The sequence below is a fragment of the Geodermatophilus sp. SYSU D00696 genome (assembly GCF_054050235.1).
In genome coordinates this window covers 37,581-54,805 of the sequence record NZ_JBJGYY010000014.1, presented here as the reverse complement: position 1 = coordinate 54,805, position 17,225 = coordinate 37,581, and the positions used below count along the sequence as shown (strand labels likewise).

Annotated in this window: 17 protein-coding genes; 8 read left to right on the top strand and 9 right to left on the bottom strand. The window is 76.3% G+C overall.

Annotated features, from left to right (window positions below):
* The first annotated feature begins 87 nt into the window (after window positions 1–87).
* Window positions 88–1,068 (top strand): NAD-dependent epimerase/dehydratase family protein, encoded by a 981-nt coding sequence (locus tag ACI79O_RS10970; protein ID WP_456914135.1) that lies wholly within the window; start codon window positions 88–90, stop codon window positions 1,066–1,068.
* On the opposite strand, the gene ACI79O_RS10965 is transcribed toward ACI79O_RS10970, so the two are convergent.
* Window positions 1,001–3,226 (bottom strand): MMPL family transporter, encoded by a 2,226-nt coding sequence (locus tag ACI79O_RS10965; RefSeq protein WP_456889494.1) that lies wholly within the window; start codon window positions 3,224–3,226, stop codon window positions 1,001–1,003. The genes ACI79O_RS10970 and ACI79O_RS10965 overlap by 68 nt on opposite strands.
* 294 nt (window positions 3,227–3,520) lie before the next feature.
* Here ACI79O_RS10965 and ACI79O_RS10960 point away from each other — a divergent pair, with 294 nt between their 5' ends.
* On the top strand, window positions 3,521–5,209 hold the full coding sequence (locus ACI79O_RS10960; protein ID WP_456914134.1) for a bifunctional metallophosphatase/5'-nucleotidase: 1,689 nt from the start codon (window positions 3,521–3,523) through the stop codon (window positions 5,207–5,209).
* A gap of 65 nt (window positions 5,210–5,274) precedes the next feature.
* Here ACI79O_RS10960 and ACI79O_RS10955 read toward each other — a convergent pair whose 3' ends face one another.
* The gene (locus ACI79O_RS10955) at window positions 5,275–5,967 is read right to left on the bottom strand and encodes a TetR/AcrR family transcriptional regulator (protein WP_456914133.1); all 693 of its coding nucleotides are present in this window, start codon (window positions 5,965–5,967) and stop codon (window positions 5,275–5,277) included.
* Window positions 5,968–6,018: 51 nt separating this feature from the next.
* Here ACI79O_RS10955 and ACI79O_RS10950 point away from each other — a divergent pair, with 51 nt between their 5' ends.
* A complete protein-coding gene (locus tag ACI79O_RS10950; RefSeq protein WP_456914132.1) occupies window positions 6,019–6,618 on the top strand; it encodes a hypothetical protein in 600 nt (199 codons plus the stop codon).
* On the opposite strand, the gene ACI79O_RS10945 is transcribed toward ACI79O_RS10950, so the two are convergent.
* From ACI79O_RS10945 to ACI79O_RS10920, 6 genes are all read right to left on the bottom strand, one after another.
* On the bottom strand, window positions 6,609–7,505 hold the full coding sequence (locus ACI79O_RS10945; RefSeq protein WP_456914131.1) for an LLM class flavin-dependent oxidoreductase: 897 nt from the start codon (window positions 7,503–7,505) through the stop codon (window positions 6,609–6,611). The genes ACI79O_RS10950 and ACI79O_RS10945 overlap by 10 nt on opposite strands.
* A gap of 79 nt (window positions 7,506–7,584) precedes the next feature.
* A complete protein-coding gene (locus ACI79O_RS10940; protein WP_456876672.1) occupies window positions 7,585–7,782 on the bottom strand; it encodes a DUF6186 family protein in 198 nt (65 codons plus the stop codon).
* Window positions 7,779–8,168, bottom strand: a complete 390-nt coding sequence (locus ACI79O_RS10935; protein WP_456914130.1) for a hypothetical protein — start codon at window positions 8,166–8,168, stop codon at window positions 7,779–7,781. The genes ACI79O_RS10940 and ACI79O_RS10935 overlap by 4 nt, the downstream gene beginning before the upstream one ends.
* Window positions 8,169–8,311: 143 nt before the next feature.
* Window positions 8,312–9,319 (bottom strand): glycerate kinase, encoded by a 1,008-nt coding sequence (locus ACI79O_RS10930; protein ID WP_456914129.1) that lies wholly within the window; start codon window positions 9,317–9,319, stop codon window positions 8,312–8,314.
* Window positions 9,320–9,414: 95 nt separating this feature from the next.
* Window positions 9,415–9,561 (bottom strand): hypothetical protein, encoded by a 147-nt coding sequence (locus ACI79O_RS10925; protein ID WP_456914128.1) that lies wholly within the window; start codon window positions 9,559–9,561, stop codon window positions 9,415–9,417.
* A gap of 14 nt (window positions 9,562–9,575) precedes the next feature.
* Window positions 9,576–10,124, bottom strand: a complete 549-nt coding sequence (locus ACI79O_RS10920; protein WP_456889516.1) for a single-stranded DNA-binding protein — start codon at window positions 10,122–10,124, stop codon at window positions 9,576–9,578.
* Window positions 10,125–10,306: 182 nt separating this feature from the next.
* Between ACI79O_RS10920 and recD2 the strand changes: the two genes are divergently transcribed.
* The 5 genes from recD2 (at window position 10,307) to ACI79O_RS10895 (ending at window position 16,209) form a co-directional block, all read left to right on the top strand.
* Window positions 10,307–12,565 carry an SF1B family DNA helicase RecD2 gene (gene recD2, locus ACI79O_RS10915; protein WP_456914127.1) on the top strand — a complete coding sequence of 753 codons (2,259 nt, stop codon included), beginning with the start codon at window positions 10,307–10,309 and terminating at the stop codon, window positions 12,563–12,565.
* 260 nt (window positions 12,566–12,825) lie between these two features.
* Complete coding sequence (locus ACI79O_RS10910; RefSeq protein WP_456889521.1) at window positions 12,826–14,274, top strand: hypothetical protein; 1,449 nt, start codon at window positions 12,826–12,828, stop codon at window positions 14,272–14,274.
* A gap of 65 nt (window positions 14,275–14,339) precedes the next feature.
* Entirely contained in the window at window positions 14,340–15,389 is a 1,050-nt protein-coding gene (locus ACI79O_RS10905) for a CRISPR-associated protein Cas4 (RefSeq protein WP_456914126.1), read from the top strand.
* A 79-nt stretch (window positions 15,390–15,468) separates the two neighbouring features.
* Window positions 15,469–15,741 carry a hypothetical protein gene (locus ACI79O_RS10900; RefSeq protein WP_456889525.1) on the top strand — a complete coding sequence of 91 codons (273 nt, stop codon included), beginning with the start codon at window positions 15,469–15,471 and terminating at the stop codon, window positions 15,739–15,741.
* A 111-nt stretch (window positions 15,742–15,852) separates the two neighbouring features.
* Window positions 15,853–16,209: a hypothetical protein gene (locus ACI79O_RS10895; RefSeq protein ID WP_456889527.1), complete on the top strand. Its 357-nt coding sequence runs from the start codon at window positions 15,853–15,855 to the stop codon at window positions 16,207–16,209.
* Between the two features lie 27 nt (window positions 16,210–16,236).
* Here the strand turns inward: ACI79O_RS10895 and ACI79O_RS10890 are convergent, their stop codons facing one another.
* Window positions 16,237–17,211: a zinc-binding dehydrogenase gene (locus ACI79O_RS10890; RefSeq protein WP_456889529.1), complete on the bottom strand. Its 975-nt coding sequence runs from the start codon at window positions 17,209–17,211 to the stop codon at window positions 16,237–16,239.
* Between the last annotated feature and the right edge of the window lie 14 nt (window positions 17,212–17,225).

The window sequence follows — 17,225 nt, the reverse complement described above, 5'->3', positions numbered from 1 at the left end:
CACCTCCACGCCACCGTCGTCCACGCCACCGGTCGGGCCCCCGGGCAGCCGCGCCGCCGCGCGGCCGACGTCACCAGGAGGAAGCCGATGGACGTCCCCGCACCGACCCCGGCCGGGCCACCGGCGCCGGCCGACGGCTCCGGCGTGCACGCCGTCGTGGGAGCCGGGGGAGTGACCGGCCGGCGGCTGGTCGCGCACCTGCACGCCGCCGGTCACCGCGTGCGGGCGGTCACCCGCGACGGGCGCGACGTCGGCACCCCCGGGGTGGAGACCGCGGCGGCCGACGCCGCCGACGGCGCGGGCCTGGCGGCCGCCTGCCGCGGCGCGGTCGCCGTCTACCACTGCGTCCTGCCGGTGCTCGCCCGCTGGGCCGACGACCTCCCCGTGGTGACCGACGCCCTGCTCGACGCCGCGTCCCGCGTCGGCGCACGGCTGGTGTACGCCGACGACACGTGGATGTACGGGCGCGTCGACGGGCCGATGACCGAGGACACCGCGTGGCGGCCGGTCAGCGCCAAGGGCGTGCTCCGCGCGTGGGTCGCCGAGCGCGTCCTGCACGCCGCGGCGGCCGGGCGCCTGCCGGTGAGCAGCGTGCGGGCCGGGGAGCTCTACGGGCCCGGGGTCCGGTCGCTGGTCGCCGGCAACCTGTTCCGCGCGGCGCGGCTGGGGCTGCCCGTGCAGTGGGTCGGGGACCCCGACCTGCCCCTGACCCCCACCTACGTCGACGACTTCGCCGCGACCCTGGCCGCCGCCGGCACGCGCGACACCTCCGACGCGGGGGTCTGGCACGTGCCCCACCCCGGGGTGACCACCGGCCGGGCGCTGGCGGCCGAGGCGTGCCGGCAGGCGGGCACCACGCTGCGGCTCGTGGCCCACCCCGGCGCACGGCTGCACCTGCTGGGCCGGGTCCACCCGCTCGCCGCTGAGGTCGCCGGGATGGCCTATCAGTTCGAGCAGCCGTTCGTCGTCGACGGCAGCCGCGCGGAACGGGCGTTCGGTCTCAGCCCGACCCCGTACCCCCAGGGGATCCACCGGACGCTGGCGGCCCTCCGGGGGAGCCGGGGCTGACGGCCGCCGGGCCGTCGGGCACCGACCTCGGCGCCGGCACCGCGGACCCGACCGCGGCCGTCGTCGGCACCGGCTCGCCCGGCGGCAGCTCCGGGTCGTCGAGGCGGTGGGCCAGCCGGCTCGGCCACCACATCCACCGGCCGACGTCGAGGGTCAGCGCGGTGACCAGGACCGACCGGACCACGATGGTGTCGAGCAGCACGCCGAGGGCCACGGCGACGCCGAGCTGGGTCAGGAAGGTCAGCGGCAGGGTGCCCAGCACCGCGAACGTCGCCGCCAGCACCAGCCCCGCCGAGGTGATCACGCCCCCGGTGGCGGCCAGCCCGACCAGCGCGGCCCGCCGGGTGCCGTGGTCGGCGGCCTCCTCCCGCACCCGGGTCATCAGGAAGATGTTGTAGTCGATGCCCAGGGCCACGAGGAACACGAAGACGAACAGCGGGAAGGAGCTGTCGGTCGCGGTCACCCCGAGGACCCAGTCGAAGACCAGGGCGCTGAGGCCGAGCGCGGCGCCGAAGGACAGCACCACCGTGGCGATGAGCAGCAGCGGCGCGACCACCGCCCGCAGCAGCACGCCCAGGACGGCGAGCACCACCAGCATGATCAGCGGGATGACCACGCGGTTGTCCCGCTGCGAGGCGTTCTGCACGTCCAGGTTGAGCGCGGTGTTCCCACCGACGAGCGCCTGGCCGTCACCGACGTCGTCGAGCGCGACCCGCAGGTCCTCGACGGTCGCGGCGGCCGCGGCGCTGTCGTAGGGGTCGGCCAGCGCGGCGCTGACCAGCGCGGTGTCGCCGGCCACCTGCGGCGGGTCGACCGCGGCGATGCCGTCGTCGGCCGCCACGGCGGCGGCGACCTCGTCGGCGGAGTCGGCGGAGGTCACCACCGTCACGGGGTTGCCGGCCACGGCCGGGAAGTGCCGGGCCGCCACCTCCTCGCCCTGGATCGACTCGGGCGTCCCCCGGAAGCCCTCCGCCTGGGTCAGCCCGCTGGGGTCGAGTCGGAACACCGCGAGGCAGGCCAGCAGCAGCAGGACGCTGGTCACGATCCAGGTCGCGCGCGGCCGGGGCCGGATCCACGTCCCGACCCGGGCCCACCACCCGGTCGCGCTCGGCTCGGGGCTGCCGAAGGTCGGCCGCACCGGCCAGAACACCCAGCGGCCGCAGATCACCAGCAGCGCCGGCAGCAGCGTCATCAGCACCAGGAGGGTGACCGCGACGCCGATCGCGGCGACCGGGCCGAGGCCGGCGGTCGAGTTCATCTCCGCGGCGACCAGGCAGAGCATGCCGAGGACCACCGTGCCGCCGCTGGCCAGGACCGCCGGGCCCGCGCGGTGCACGGCCTCAGTCATGGCCTCGTGCCGGTCGGTGTGCAGCCGCAGCTCCTCGCGGTAGCGGGCCACCAGCAGCAGCGCGTAGTCGGTGCCGGCGCCGACCACCAGGACGGTGAGGATGCTGGCGCTCTGCGCGTTGACCGTCAGGTCGGCGTAGCGGGCCAGCAGGTAGACCACGGCCTGGGCGCAGACGAGCGCGATCACCGCCGAGAAGATCGGCAGGACCCACAGCACGGGGCTGCGGTAGGTCAGCAGCAGGATGACGATCACCACGCCGAGGGCCGCGAAGAGCAGCGTCCCGTCGATGCCCGCGAAGGCCTCCGAGGAGTCCGCCGCGCTGCCGGCGGGACCGGTCACATAGGCGTCGAGCCCGTCGGGACCGTCGCCGGCCTCGGCGCGGAGGTCCTCGACGATCGGCGCGATCGCCTCCCAGCCCTCCGGGCCCACGTCGAGCGGCACGACGACCTGCAGCGCCTGCCCGTCCTCGGACGGGATCGGCCCCACCACGGGGCCGCTGAGCTCGTCGAGCTGCCCGAACGCCCGGACGTCCTCCTCGACGGCCGCGGCGTCGTCGGCGGTCAGCCCCCCGGGTCGCTCGTAGACGACGACCGCCGGGATGACGTCCGGGTCCGACCCGAGCTCGGCCTGCAGCTCCAGCACCCGGGTCGACTCCGCGTCGGACGGCAGCCACGCCGCGATGTCGTTCTCCTGCTCGTCGGTGAGGCCCCCGGCCAGCGGCGCCGCGGCGGCGGCCAGCGCCAGCCAGAGCACCAGGACCACCCACTTCAGGCGCGGATGGCTGACGCGGGACGCGAACGACCTGCCCATGGCGGTCTCCTCGGCGAGTGGCGGGTCCCCGTACCCCTGACGTCGACGCTGCGGCCGGGACGCTAGCGAGGGCCTGCCCGGCCCGTCACCGCCTTTCCTCCCGGGGGTCCCCGTCCGGCGCGGTCCGCGGCCGTGCGCGCCCCCCGGGTCACCGGTCGTTCGCCCACCGTGACCGGCCGGTGGCGGCGCACGGCGTCCGGCCCGGCCGTCGGGCGTTCACGGGGCGGTCATCCGCGGTGCACCGACGCCACCTACCGTCGGCGCGCCCCACCTGTCCGCACGAGGGAGATCCGCATGAGGCCACGTCCCCTGGCCGCCCTGGGCACCACCGCGTGCCTGTCCGTCCTCGCCGTCGCGACCGCCGGCCCCGCGGCGGCCGGCCCCGCCGGTCCCAAGCCGGTCGAGGTCCAGCTCCTGGCGTTCAACGACTTCCACGGCGCCCTGGAGGCCCCGACGGGCTCGGGCGGGCGCGTGACCCGTCCCGACGGCAGCACGGTCGACGCCGGCGGCCTGGGGTACTTCGCCACCCACCTGCGCCAGCAGGAGGCGGAGAACCGCAACACCCTGACGATCAGCAACGGCGACCTCGTCGGCGGCAGCCCGTTCCTGTCGGCGCTGTTCCGCGACGAGCCCACCGTCGAGGCCATGAACCAGCTCGGCCTGGACGTGGCCACCGTCGGCAACCACGAGTTCGACGAGGGCGTCGACGAGCTGCGCCGGATCATCGAGGGCGGGGCCTGCCACCCGGAGGACGGCTGCCTCGACGGAACCGGCTACGAGGGGTCCGACGCGGACTGGCTGGCCGCCAACGTCGTCGACCGCGACACCCAGGAGCCGGTCCTGCCGCCCTACGAGGTCCACAAGGTCCGCGGCGTGGAGCTCGGGGTCATCGGCGTGGTCCTGGACGAGACGCCGTCGATCGTCTCGGCCGAGGGCATCGCCGACGTCGAGTTCCTCGACGAGATCGAGACGATCAACCGGTACGCCGCCGAGCTGCAGGCCCGGGGCGTCGAGGTGATCGCCGTGTCCCTGCACGAGGGCGGCTCCGCCGGCGCCGACGTCAACGGCTGCACCGACCCGTCCGGGCCCGCCTTCGACATCACCCGGGCGCTCGACGACGCCGTCGACGTGGTCATGTCCGGGCACTCCCACAGCGGCTTCGTCTGCGACGTCGACGGCACCCTGGTCACCCAGGCGCTGTCCAACGGCCGGCTGATCACCGACATCGACCTGACCATCGACCGTCGCACCGGCGACGTCGTCTCGAAGACCGCCGAGAACGTGGTCGTCACCCGCGACGTCGCCCCCGACGCCCAGGCGGAGGAGCTGGTCGCCCGGTACGCCGCGATCGCCCAGCCGATCGCGAACGAGCCCGTCGGACAGATCACCGCGGCCATCGTGCGGGCGCAGGAGACCCTGTTCGGCACCGTCGCCGGGGAGTCCCCGCTGGGCAACCTGATCGCCGACGCCCAGCTCGCGGCCACCGACGACGAGGCCGGCGCGGTCGCGGCGTTCATGAACCCCGGCGGCGTGCGGGGCGACCTCACCTACCCCTCCTCCCCGGCCGGGGAGGGCGACGGGGTGGTGACCTACGGCGAGGCCTTCACCGTGCAGCCGTTCAACAACCTGCTCACCACGCTCGACCTCACCGGCGAGCAGCTCTACGCCCTGCTCGACCAGCAGTTCGCGGTCGGCCGGGTGCTCGCGCCGTCGTCGTCGGTGGCCTACACCGTCGACCCGGCCGACGGCGGCAGCGTGGTGCCCGGCTCCCTGACGATCGGCGAGGAGCCCGTCGTCCTCGAGGAGACCTACCGGATCACGGTGAACAACTTCCTCGCCGGCGGCGGTGACTTCTTCACCGTGTTGACCGAGGGGACGAACGCGGTGAACCAGCCCGGCTTCGACGTCGACGCCCTCGTGGCCTACCTGTCCGGCGACCCGGTGGCCCCGCCGGCGACCGACCGGATCACCGTGGCCGGCTGATCCGCACCCTCCCCGACGGCGGGCGTCGCCGGTCCCCCCGGGACCGGTGGCGCCCGCCGTCCGCGTCAGCGGGTGTCCTCCGGCCCGGCCCCGCCGATCCCGTCGAGGAGGCGCTCGAGCCCCCACCGGTACTGCTCGGTGGTGTTGTAGGCGGCGATGACGTCGAGGGTCTGCGCCGTCCGCGGGAGGTCCCCGGCGGGGAGGCCGGCCAGCGCCGCCCGCCGGCCGGCCGTCCGCTCGCCCTCGTCGGGGACGGGGGTGCCCGGCTCGAGCTCGGCCACGTCGAGGGCCACGGTGCCGAGGACGTAGGTGACCAGCAGGTAGGAGGTACGGGCCGCGACCCCGGCGTCGAGCCCGGCCGACACCAGCAGCTCGAGCACCGCCTCCCCGGCGGCCAGCGCCCGCGGCCCCGAGAAGCCGTCGCCCAGCAGCAGCGGCACCACGCCCGGGTGCGAGAGCAGCACCGCGCGCAGGTCCAGCGCGTAGGCGCACAGCCGGTCCCGCCAGGGACGCCCGGCGTCGCCGAGCACCGCGACGTCGACCCGGCCGAGCAGGTCGTCGACGACCGCGCTGACCAGCGCCGCCTTCGTCGGGAAGTACGTGTAGAGCGCGTTCGGCGTGACCCCGACCTCGGCGGCGACCCCGCGCACCGACAGCCCGGCGGGCCCCGACGCGTCGAGCAGCCGCAGCGCCGCCTCGACGATCCGCGCCTCGCTCACCGACCGCGCGGGCCCCGGCCGCGAGCGTCCCCGGTCCACCACTGTCCTCCCCTTGACAAGACTCTGCACAGCGTACAACGATCCTCGGCCATGAACACTGCACAGCGTAAAGAGATATCCGTCCCCGTCCCGTCCCGCCGCGCCGACCTCCGCGCGTGGGCCGCGTGGACGGCGACCGCCCTGGCCTTCCCGGTCGCCGGGCTGGCCGGGCTGGCCGCGGCCGGCGGCGCCGTCGCCACGCCACCGGCCGCCGCTGCCGGGGGCGCAGTCACCGGCCTGGTCCTCGGCGCCGCCCAGGCCCTCGCCGCCCGCCGGCGGCTGCCGGTGCTGCGCTGGACCGTCGCCACCGCCGTGGGCGCCGGCGCCGGCCTGCTGCTCGGCGCCACCGCGGTCGGGTTCGGCACCCGGCTCCCCGACCTCGCCCTGCAGGGCGCCCTGACCGGCCTGGTCGTCGGGATCGCGCAGGCTGCCGTCCTCCCGCGCGCCGCCGGACGTCGCCGGCTCGCCTGGGCCGCCGCCCTCGGGCCGCTGTGGGCGCTCGGGTGGACGGTGACCACCGCGGTGGGCGTCGACGTGGAGGCGCGGTACACGACCTTCGGCCTCACCGGGGCGCTGGTGGTCAGCGCGCTGTCGGCCCCGCTGCTGACCGCGGTGGTCCCCGCGGCCCGCCCCCTGGACAGCTACCGCTGACGTCCGCGCTCCCGGGCCACCGCCTCCCGGACGGCGGGTGCGACCTCCCCGCCGAAGCGGGCGAGCGCGCCGGGGTCGTCGGAGGCGAGCACGAAGGTGGAGAAGCCGGCCTCGAGCGCGAACTCGGTCAGCCGCCCGGCCCACGCCGAGGGCGGCCCGGTGAGGTCGGCCCCCGACGCGGCGGAGGTGCCGCTGACGTTGAGCAGCCGGACGACGTCGGCCGGCGAGCGCCCGGCATCGACCGCGGCCCGGTCGATGACCGCGTTCGCCGCGGGGACGGCGTCGGCACCGAGGAAGGACAGCGACGGCAGCCAGCCGTCGGCGCGGCGGCCGACCAGACGCAGCATCCGCGGCCGCAGCGCGCCGATCCAGATGGGGATGCGGTGGGCCGGGCGCGGCCCCCGCTTGGCGCCGTCCACCACGTGCTGGGTGCCGGGCACGCGCAGCGGCGCGCGGTCGTCGACGTCCCAGATCCCGCGGATGACGTCGATGGCCTCCTCGAGCGCCGTGACCGCGTCGCCGGGGGAGAGGCGGGGGCCGCCCATCGCCGCGATGGCGTCCCAGAACGCGCCCGAGCCCAGGCCCAGCTCGACCCGGCCGCCGGTGAGCAGGTCGAGGCTGGCAGCGGCCCGGGCGACGACCGCCGGCGGCCGCAGGGGCAGGTTGAGGACGTTCGGCGCGAGGGCGATCCGCTCGGTCCGCGCGGCGACGTAGGACAGCAGCGTCCAGGTGTCGAGGAACCGCGGCTGGTAGGGGTGGTCCTGGAAGGTGAGCAGGTCCAGCCCCGCCCGCTCGGCGGCCTGCGCCAGGCCCACCACGCCCTGCGGGTCGGCACTGGCCGGGGTGACGAACGCGCCGAACCGCAGCGCGTGTCCGTGGTCGGGCATGGCCTCCTCCTCGGGAGCGACCGCTACCCGCCCGAACGCGCGCCGCGGCCCGGCTCTTCCGCGTCCGTGCGGCGCCGGGTCAGCGGGCGAGGAAGTGCACGCCGAGCCAGGCCCAGGTGACCAGCACCGCCACCCGCCCGGGCGTGGTGCGCATGAGCGCCCCCAGGGTCCGCGCGAGGGTGGGCCGGTCGGACCTGCGGCGCGCGGCGGACTCCAGGACCACGCCGCCGGCCAGCAGCAGGACGACGGCGACGACGGAGACCGCGGTGCCGTTCACCGGCGCTCCGGGCGGGACGAGGGGCGGGCGACCAGCCAGGCCCCGGCCAGCAGCCACGCCAGGGTCGCGGCGGCCCGCACCGCCGGGTGCGCGAGCAGGGGGTCGGCGAGGTCGCTGAGGGTCGGCAGGTCGGCGTCGAGCAGGGCGAGGACCTCCCAGGCCAGGCCCGCTGCCAGCCACGCCAGCCAGGGCCGCCCCGCGCGGCCGACCGGGGGCCCGCCCGCCCCGGCCGAGCGCGCCAGGCCCACCGCCACGACCAGGACGCCGGCGCCGCCGACGGCCAGCAGCGCGCCGGTGGACAGCTCGCCGCCCACCGCGACGATGGCGGCGCAGGCGACGGCCAGGACCGGCCAGGCGAGCCGGCTCATCCGGCGGGGCAGCCCCACCGGTGCATGCTCGCCCACCTGGCAGGCGACCGGCTCGGGCCCCGACGCCCGCCGCGGCGGTGGAGGCGGCCGCCCTCCGTGGCGCCACCGTGCGGCTGCCGCTGGAGCGGATGGGCGGCCCGGCCTGACGCCGCCGGGCGCTCCTACGCCGGCGCGTCCGCGGCCAGGCCCAGGTGGTCGCGCGCCGCGGCGCGCAGGCAGGCCGCCGTCGCGCCCATCGCCTCCTCCTGCCCGTAGGTGGCCACCAGGTCGACCACGCGGCCGTCGGGCGGGTCGACCAGCGCCCGGCCCACCACGGCCGCCCACGGCACCCCGGCCGCCCGTGCCAGTGCCGCGACCCCGCCGACGACCTTGCCCTCGAAGGACTGCGCATCGAGCATCCCCTCGCCGGTGACGACGAGGTCGGCCCCGCGCACGTGCCCGGCCAGCCCGACGGCGTCGCGGACCAGGTCGAACCCGGGGACCAGCGACGCGCCGAGGGCTGCCAGCCCGCCGGCGAGACCGCCCGCGGCGCCGGAGCCGGGGAGGTCCACGACGTCGATGCCGAACCGGTCGCGGTGGCGCCCGGCCGCCTCGCGCAGCCTGCCGGTGAGCTGCTCGACCTGCTCGGGCGTGGCGCCCTTCTGCGGGCCGAACAGCCGCGCGGCGTCGAGGAACGTCGCCGCGACGTCGCAGGCGACCTGCACCGTCCAGCCGCGGCTGCCGTCGAGCGGTGCCAGGTCCTGCAGCACCTCCACGGCCCCGAGCCCGCCGTCGGTGCAGGCCGAGCCGCCCACCCCGACGACGACCCGCCGCGCACCGCGGCGCACGGCCTCGGCGACCAGCTCGCCGGTGCCGCGGCTGGTGGCGGCCCAGGGGTCGTTGCCCTCGCGGCCACCGGCGAGCAGCAGCCCGGAGGCCCGGGCCGTCTCCACCACGGCCTGCCCCTCGTGCAGCCGCCACGCGGCCTCGACCGGCGTGCCGAGCGGCCCGGTGACCGTCGACGTGCGCGTGGGGCCGCCGAGGGCCTCCAGCGTGCCCTCGCCACCGTCGGCCAGCGGGACGGGAACGGCGTGGTGCCCGGCCTCCGCGACGCCGGCGGCCAGCGCTCCGGCCGCCTCGGCGGCGGTGGCGGTGCCGCGAAACTTGTCGGGGGCGATCACGATGCGCATGCGCGCCTCCGTCGGGGGAGGGGGAGGAACGGCGCGGCTGCCCGCCCCGGCTCGGGGCCGGGGACGGGCAGCTGCGGGGTGCGGGGTGGACGGTGTCAGGCGACGCCCGCCCGCTCGGGGTCCCGGGCCTGCCGCGGTGACCCGGTGCCCTCGGTCTGCTCGAGGTCGCGCAGACCCAGCCGCGAGGTCTCGGGGGTGGTCCGGGCGGCGACGGCCGAGACGGGGCACAGCAGGAAGGGCACCCCGGACACGGGGCTCAGAAGGGCGGCTCCTCGCTGCTGTCGCCGGCCGGCGCGCCCCAGGGGTCGGGGGAGCCGCCGCGGCCGGCCCCACCGCGACCCTCCCCGGCACCGCCGCCGCTGCCGGCACCACCGCCGGCACCGTTGCCACCGCCGGCACCGTTACCACCGCCGAAGCCCCCGCCGGGACCGTCACCGGAGCGGGTGGCGCGGGTGACCGTCGCCGTCGCGTAGCGGAGCGACGGGCCGATCTCGTCGACCTCCAGCTCGATGACGGTGCGGTTCTCGCCCTCCTTGGTCTCGAAGGAGCGCTGCTTGAGGCGGCCCTGCGCCATCACCCGCGAGCCCCGGGTCAGCGACTCGGCGACGTGCTCGGCCGCCTGCCGCCACACGCTGCAGCGCAGGAACAGCGGGTCGCCGTCCTTCCACTCCTGCGTCTGGCGGTCCAGCGTGCGGGGGGTCGAGGCGATGGTGAAGTTGGCGACCGCCGCGCCCGAGGGCGTCCAGCGCAGCTCGGGGTCGCTGGTCAGGTTGCCGATGACGGTGATGACAGTATCGCCGGCCATTTTCCGGTCCTCCGTGTCGTTCGGTGCACAGCTCGGGGTGAGCGCCTGGAGGCTAGGGCGGCCCACCGACAGTTCCCGGTCCGCCGGGATCCGTCGCGGACCGGCCCGCCCGCGCGGGGCGCCGCGGATCCCCCGGACGTGTGACCATCGGGAGCCGGACGGCACCAGCGAGGGGACGGCAGGTGGCAGAGGCGCGGGCCGGGGCGGTGCTGGAGGCGACGCTGGAGCGGATCACCTTCGCCAACGCCCAGACCGGCTACACCGTGGCGCGCGTGGACACCGGCCGGGGCGGTGACCTGGTCACCGTGGTCGGCTCGCTGCTGGGCGCGCAGCCGGGGGAGACGCTGCGGCTGCGGGGGCGGTGGGGGTCGCACCCGCAGTACGGCCGCCAGTTCCTGGTCGACGACTACACCACCGTGCTGCCGGCCACGGTCCAGGGCATCCGCCGCTACCTCGGTTCCGGCCTGGTCAAGGGCATCGGGCCGCGGCTGGCGGAGCGGATCGTCGACCACTTCGGCACCGACGCCCTGCGGGTGATCGAGGAGCAGCCGGCGCGGCTGGCCGAGGTGCCGAGCCTGGGACCGAAACGGACGCGGCTGATCACCGAGGCCTGGGAGGAGCAGCGGGCCATCAAGGAGGTGATGGTCTTCCTGCAGGGGGTGGGCGTGTCCACGTCGCTCGCGGTGCGCATCTACCGGCAGTACGGCGGCGCCTCGATCGGCGTGGTCCGCGCCGAGCCCTACCGTCTCGCCGCCGAGGTGTGGGGCATCGGCTTCCGCACCGCCGACACGATCGCGGCCGCCGTGGGCATCCCGCACGACAGCACGCAGCGGGTCGAGGCTGGCGTCCAGTTCGTCCTCTCCGAGGCGACCGGGCAGGGGCACTGCTACCTGCCCGAGGCCGAGCTGGTCGCCCGGGCGGTCGAGATGCTGCAGGTCCCCGCCGACCTGGTGGGTCACTGCCTGGCGCTGCTGGTGGCCGACCAGAACGTGATCCGCGAGGAGTTCCCCGGCGCCGACGGCGAGCCGCCGACGGTCGCCTACTACCTCGTCCCCTTCCACCGGGCCGAGGTCTCCCTCGCCGCGGGGCTGCGCAGGCTGGCCACGGCCGACACCGACCGGATGCCGGCGTTCGGCACGGTGGACTGGGACGCCGCGCTGGCCTGGCTGCAGCGACGCACCGGCGCCGAGCTCGCCCCCGGCCAGCAGGAGGCGGTCCGCCTGGCCCTGACCGAGAAGGTCGCCGTCCTCACCGGTGGCCCCGGCTGCGGCAAGAGCTTCACGGTCCGCTCCGTGGTCACCCTCGCCGCGGCCAAGGGCGCCCGGGTGCTGCTGGCCGCCCCCACCGGCCGGGCGGCCAAGCGGCTGACCGAGCTGACCGGGGTCGACGCGGTGACGGTGCACCGGCTGCTGGAGCTGCGGCCGGGCGGGGACGCCGCCTACGACCGGGACCGGCCGCTGGACGCCGACCTGGTCGTGGTCGACGAGTCCTCGATGCTCGACCTGCTGCTGGCCAACAAGCTGGTGCGGGCCGTCGCCCCGGGGGCGCACCTGCTGCTGGTCGGCGACGTCGACCAGCTGCCCTCGGTGGGCGCCGGGGAGGTGCTGCGCGACCTGCTCGCCGCCGGCACCCCCGTCCCGCACGTGCGCCTGACGCAGGTGTTCCGGCAGGCCAGCCGGTCGGGGGTGGTGACCAACGCCCACCGGATCAACGCCGGCACCCTGCCCCAGGTCCGCGGCCTCGACGACTTCTTCCTGTTCAGCACCGACGACGCCGAGGAGGCCGCCCGGCTCACCGTCGACGTCGCCGTCCGGCGGATCCCGGCCCGCTTCGGCCTCGACCCCCGCCGCGACGTGCAGGTGCTGACCCCGGTGCACCGCGGGCCTGCCGGCGCCGCCGCGCTCAACGAGCTGCTGCAGGAGGCGCTCACCCCGGCCCGGCCCGACCGGCCCGAGAAGCGCTTCGGCGGGCGGGTGTTCCGCGTCGGGGACAAGGTCAGCCAGGTCCGCAACGACTACGACAAGGGCCGCAACGGGGTCTTCAACGGCACCCAGGCGGTCGTCACCGCCGTCGACGCCGTCGAGCAGGTCCTCACCGTCGTCACCGACGAGGGGGAGGAGATCGCCTACGACTTCGGCGAGCTCGACGAGCTGGTGCACGCCTACGCGGTCACCGTCCACCGCTCGCAGGGCAGCGAGTACCCCTGCGTCGTCGTCCCGCTGACCACCAGCGCCTGGACGATGCTGCAGCGCAACCTGCTCTACACGGCGGTCACCCGCGCCAAGCAGCTCGTCGTGCTGGTCGGCTCGCCGCGGGCGCTCGGCCAGGCGGTGCGTGCCACCGGCTCGGGCCGGCGGCACACCGCGCTGGCCCGCCGCCTCCGCGGGGGGCCGCGCGCCGGTGCCGTCCCGGCCGTGCCCGCCGGCGTGGGACGGGGCTGATCGCGGGCCCGACGCCGCCGCAGCGGTACGTGCACACACCGCTGCGCACGCCGCCCCGCGGCAGCGGCACGTGCACACACCGCGTGCCGGACGCCGGTTACGCCCACGGCGAACGGCCGATGCGACACGCCGGCGGGGGGACGCTGACCTGCGACTTCTCCCGACGCGGCGCGTCGCGCTTGCGCGGGGGCCCCGAATGTGTCGGTACCCCTCCCTAGATTCCGGATCGACATCTTCCCCGTGTCGACAAGGAGTCCCCCATGGCCGCCTCTGGCCTCAAGACCCGCAAGCCCACCGGCCGTGTGCCGTGGCCCTGCATCCTCCTCGAGGGCGAGGAGAAGGCGGGCAAGAGCTGGGCGCTGGCGCAGTTCAGCGCCAGCGACAAGATCGGTGCGCTGTACTGGATCGACCTCAACGAGGGCGCCGGTGACGAGTACGGCGCCATCCCCGGCGCGAACTACCAGATCATCGAGCACGACGGCTCCTACGCCCAGGTGCTCGCCGCGGTCCAGGCGGTCAAGTCCCACGCCCGCCGCGCCGCCGACGCCGGCGAACCGCCGGTGGTGCTCGGCATCGACACCGGCTCGGCCATCTGGGACGGCCTGAAGGACTGGGCCAGCGACCGCGCGTCGAAGTCCGCCCGCAACCGCGAGCTGCTCAAGCGCGACCCCAACGCCGAGATCACCATCAGCCAGAACCTGTGGAACGACGCCGGCGCCCGCTGGCGGAAGCTGCAGACCGAGCTGCTGACCTTCCCCGGGATCGTCGTGGTGACCGCCCGCGGCAAGGAGGTCACCGAGGTCGACGCCAACGGCCGCCCGATCGAGGGGCACAAGACCTGGTCGGTGCAGACCCACCGGGAGTTCCCGTACGCGGCCAGCGTGTGGATGCGGCTGCGCCGCGGACGGCGGCCGCTGATCGTCGGCGCGCGCAGCGTGCACGTCGGGATCAAGCCCAACGACGACCCGGCCAGGGAGGTCACCGACCCGAAGGCCACCGGCCGGCTGCTGGAGTGGCTGGTGTTCGACGCCCTCAAGTGCGACCCGGGCACCGCGCACGTCCGCGACCTCGTGCCGTTCCACGGCGGCGGGCTGCTCGACCACGAGCGGACCGAGGAGGCCGCGGCCGGCCGCCCCGGACGGCGGGAGCGCACCGACGAGCCGGACGTCTCCGACCTGGTCGCCCGCATCGGCGACGCCGCGCACGACGACGACCTGCGCGAGATCTGGGCGCACGCCAACCGCGCCGCGTGGCTCCAGGTCGAGGTGCCGACCCCGGGTGGGCCGTACACCATCGGCGAGCTGATCCAGGCCCGGCACGAGCAGTTCCTCGAGGCGTCGATGGCCAACCACCCGGCCGGGCGCCGCCGGGCCGCGGCCGGGACCGCTCCGCAGACGCCGGCCGCGGTGGTGGAGGCCGCCCGGACCGCCGCGGCGGCCGCCCGCCCGGCCGCCGAGCGGGAGGCCCCGCCGGCGAACCCGCTGCTGGAGCCCTCGCCGACCCCGGACGACCCGCGCGAGCGCCGGCTCAACGCGGCGCGGCGGGGCGTGCTGGCCAGCCTCGAGGCCCTCGGCGTGACCGAGGAGCAGATCGGCGCCCGGTTCGGCCGGCCCGCCGAGCAGGTGGCCACCAAGCGGCTGACCGCCCTGGTGCGCGACGTCATCGCCACGCAGCGGGCGGCCTCCGACGACAGCACGGACGTCGCCTGAGCCGTCCCGGTGGAGCGGGGCCGGTGTCCCCGGCCCCGCTCCACCCCTGACCGGAGGAAGAGGCGATGACCGCCGTCCTGCCCGCCCGTCCCAGCGCCGCCGAGCGACGGGCCGCCCCCAGTCTGGCCGCGGCGGTCCGCGACCTCGACAGCCGCCGCGCCCGCTCCCGCCAGCGGATGATCGGCGCCTCCGAGCTCGGCGAGTGCCGCCGCCGGGCCGCCTACCGGATCGGCCGCCGCCGGCCGACCAACACCCGCACCGGACTGCAGGCCTTCATCGGCACCGAGCTGCACCGCGGCGTGCTGCGCGCGCTGCGCCGCCAGTACGGCGGCCTGACCGAGGTGCGCCTCGCCGGCGAGCAGGTCAAGGGCCGCTGCGACTGGTGGCACGAGCCGGTGGTCGAGGACCTCAAGACGACGTCCCGGTTCGGCTTCGAGCGGGTCCTCACCCGCGGCGTCCCGGTGCGGCACTGGTTCCAGGTCGCCGTCTACGCCTGGCTGCTGCGCACCGGGCAGACCGCCGACCGCCGGCTGCCGGCCGCCACCGGGCAGGACGTCGACGGGCTGCGCCTGCGCTACCTCTCGCGCGACTCCGGTGAGGACGTCGTGTTCGAGGCCGAGAACGACCCGTCACTGACCGCCGAGGCGATCATGTGGCTCACCGACGTCTACGCCACCGTCGAGGACGAGGGCGTCGACGCCGTCCCCCGCGACGGGTTCGGTCCCGGCGTGGACTCCATGTGCGACTGGTGTCCCTTCCTCGACCTGTGCTGGGGCCCGCCGGTCGACCTCGACACCGAGGGCGAGGTCTCTCGCCAGTCGCGCCTGACGGTCACCGACGAGGACTACGTCGCGGCCGTCCACGAGTACGACGCCTGGCGGGCCGCCGAGACCGAGGCCCGGCGGCACAAGGACTACGCGCGGGAACGGCTGCGGGGCCGGTCCGGGCCGGCGGGTGACCTGCACTGCGAGTGGTCCGGGGGCGGGCTGCGCACGCAGGTGGACAAGGACGCCGCCGTCGAGCGGCTGGTCGAGCTCGGCGAGGTGCTGCCCACCCGCACGACCCGCAGCGCGCAGTCGATCCGGGTCGTCCGGACCGGCACCCGGGAGGACTGAGCCGGCGGTGGCGCGGTGTCACCCCTCGGGTGCATCATCGAACGCACGTTCGAACGCATGCGACAGCCTGGAGGTCCCGATGGCCACCGTCCCCACGTCCCAGCTGCCCGCCGGGGAACCGGTCCTGACCACCGACGTCGTGGGTACCGACTTCGGCCTCCCGCTGGTCCGGCCCACCAAGACCCGGCAGGACAGCCGGGTGCGGGTGGTGCGCTCGCACTGCCGGGCGCACGGTGGGGTGGTCGTCTGGTTCACGGACGGCACGAAGACCCCGCCGCTGCACGGGCGCACGACCTGGGTCCTCGCCGGGCCGGAGCCGGGTGACCACCCCGCCGAGCGGGTGGTGGCCTGACGCGGCCCGGCCGCACCGGCCCGCATGGGGAGAACTGCGTACAGACAGCGGGATCCCGCCGCTCCTAGGGTCCGCTGGTCGGTCGCCGTCACCGCAGCCTCGGGGGACGCCATGTCGCTGCTCTGCATCCACCTCTGCTGGGACGACGCCGGCCCGCGGCAGCACGCCGGCCTCCGGCAGCTGCTGCCGCCGGTCCGGCTGGACGACCGCGGGCCCTGTCTGCACCGCCGCACGTGGCTCGCCGGTGACCGGGTGCTCGGCGTCGAGGTGTGGTCCGACGACGACGCCGCGAGCCGGCACCTCGCCGACCTGCCGGCCAACTCGCGAGCCGCCGGTCTGGAGGCGCCGACCGTCGTCGTCCTGGTGTGGCCCGACGTGTACCGGGCGCTGCTGCCGGGCTTGCTCGGGCCCTCGGAGGCGGAGGCCGCCGAGCCGGCCGGACGGTCGCCCGCCGCCCCGGCGCGCTGAGCGCGCACCGCCGCGGCCGGCGCGGCGTCAGGTCATGTCGACGGCGATCTTGAGCTGCCCGGGACGGGGGGTGATCGCGGCGGTGAAGGCCGCCTCCACGTCGGCGACGGGGTGGACGTGGGTGACGTAGCAGTCGCGCAGCGCGGGGGAGGCCGCCAGGTGCGCGCCGGCGTCGGCCAGCACCCGGCGCCGCTCCAGGGTGACCCCCGAGCGCAGGGTCAGGTTCTTGCGCAGGAACGTCATCATGTCGAAGGGGTAGACCGGGTCGTCCGGCACGCCGAAGTAGAAGACCTGGCCGCCGGGCGCGACCGCGTCCAGGGCCGGCTGCAGCGTCGAGACCTGGTGTCCGACGGCCTCCACCACGACCGTCGGCCGGTCGGCGTCGGACAGCGAGCCGGCCCACCGCTCGGCGCGGGCGGTGACCGTCTCGTCGACGCCGAAGGCGGATGCGACGTCGCTGCGGTCCACCGGGTCGACGCCGGTGACCCGCGCCGCGCCCCGGGCCTTGAGGACGGAACCGAAGAGCAGGCCGATCGGGCCCTGGCCGATCACCGCGACGGCCTGTCCCGAGACGTCGCCGAGCTGTTCGACGGCGTAGAGGACGCAGGCCAGCGGCTGCAGCATCACGGCGGTGGTGGCCGGCAGGCCGGCGTCGAAGGGGGCGAGCCCGTCGCCGTCGGTGACCACGAGCTCGGCGATGCCGTCGAACATCGACGCCCAGCCCACGACGAGGTCGCCGGGGGAGTGGGCGGGGTGCCGGCTGGCGACGACCTCCCCGACGATCTCGTGCATCGGGAAGCCCGGCGCCCGCGTGGCACCCCAGCCGTCCTCGGCGGCCGGGTGGGGCCACACCCCGCCGCGGAAGTTGGGCAGGTCGCTGCCGCAGATGGCGCCGGCGCGGGTGGCCAGCAGCACGTGCCCGGGCGTCAGGGCCGCGGGGTCGGGAGCCGCGACCTCGACCTGCTCGAAGCGGAACGGGCCGCGCAGCGTCTGTGCCCACATGGGGGTGTCTCCGT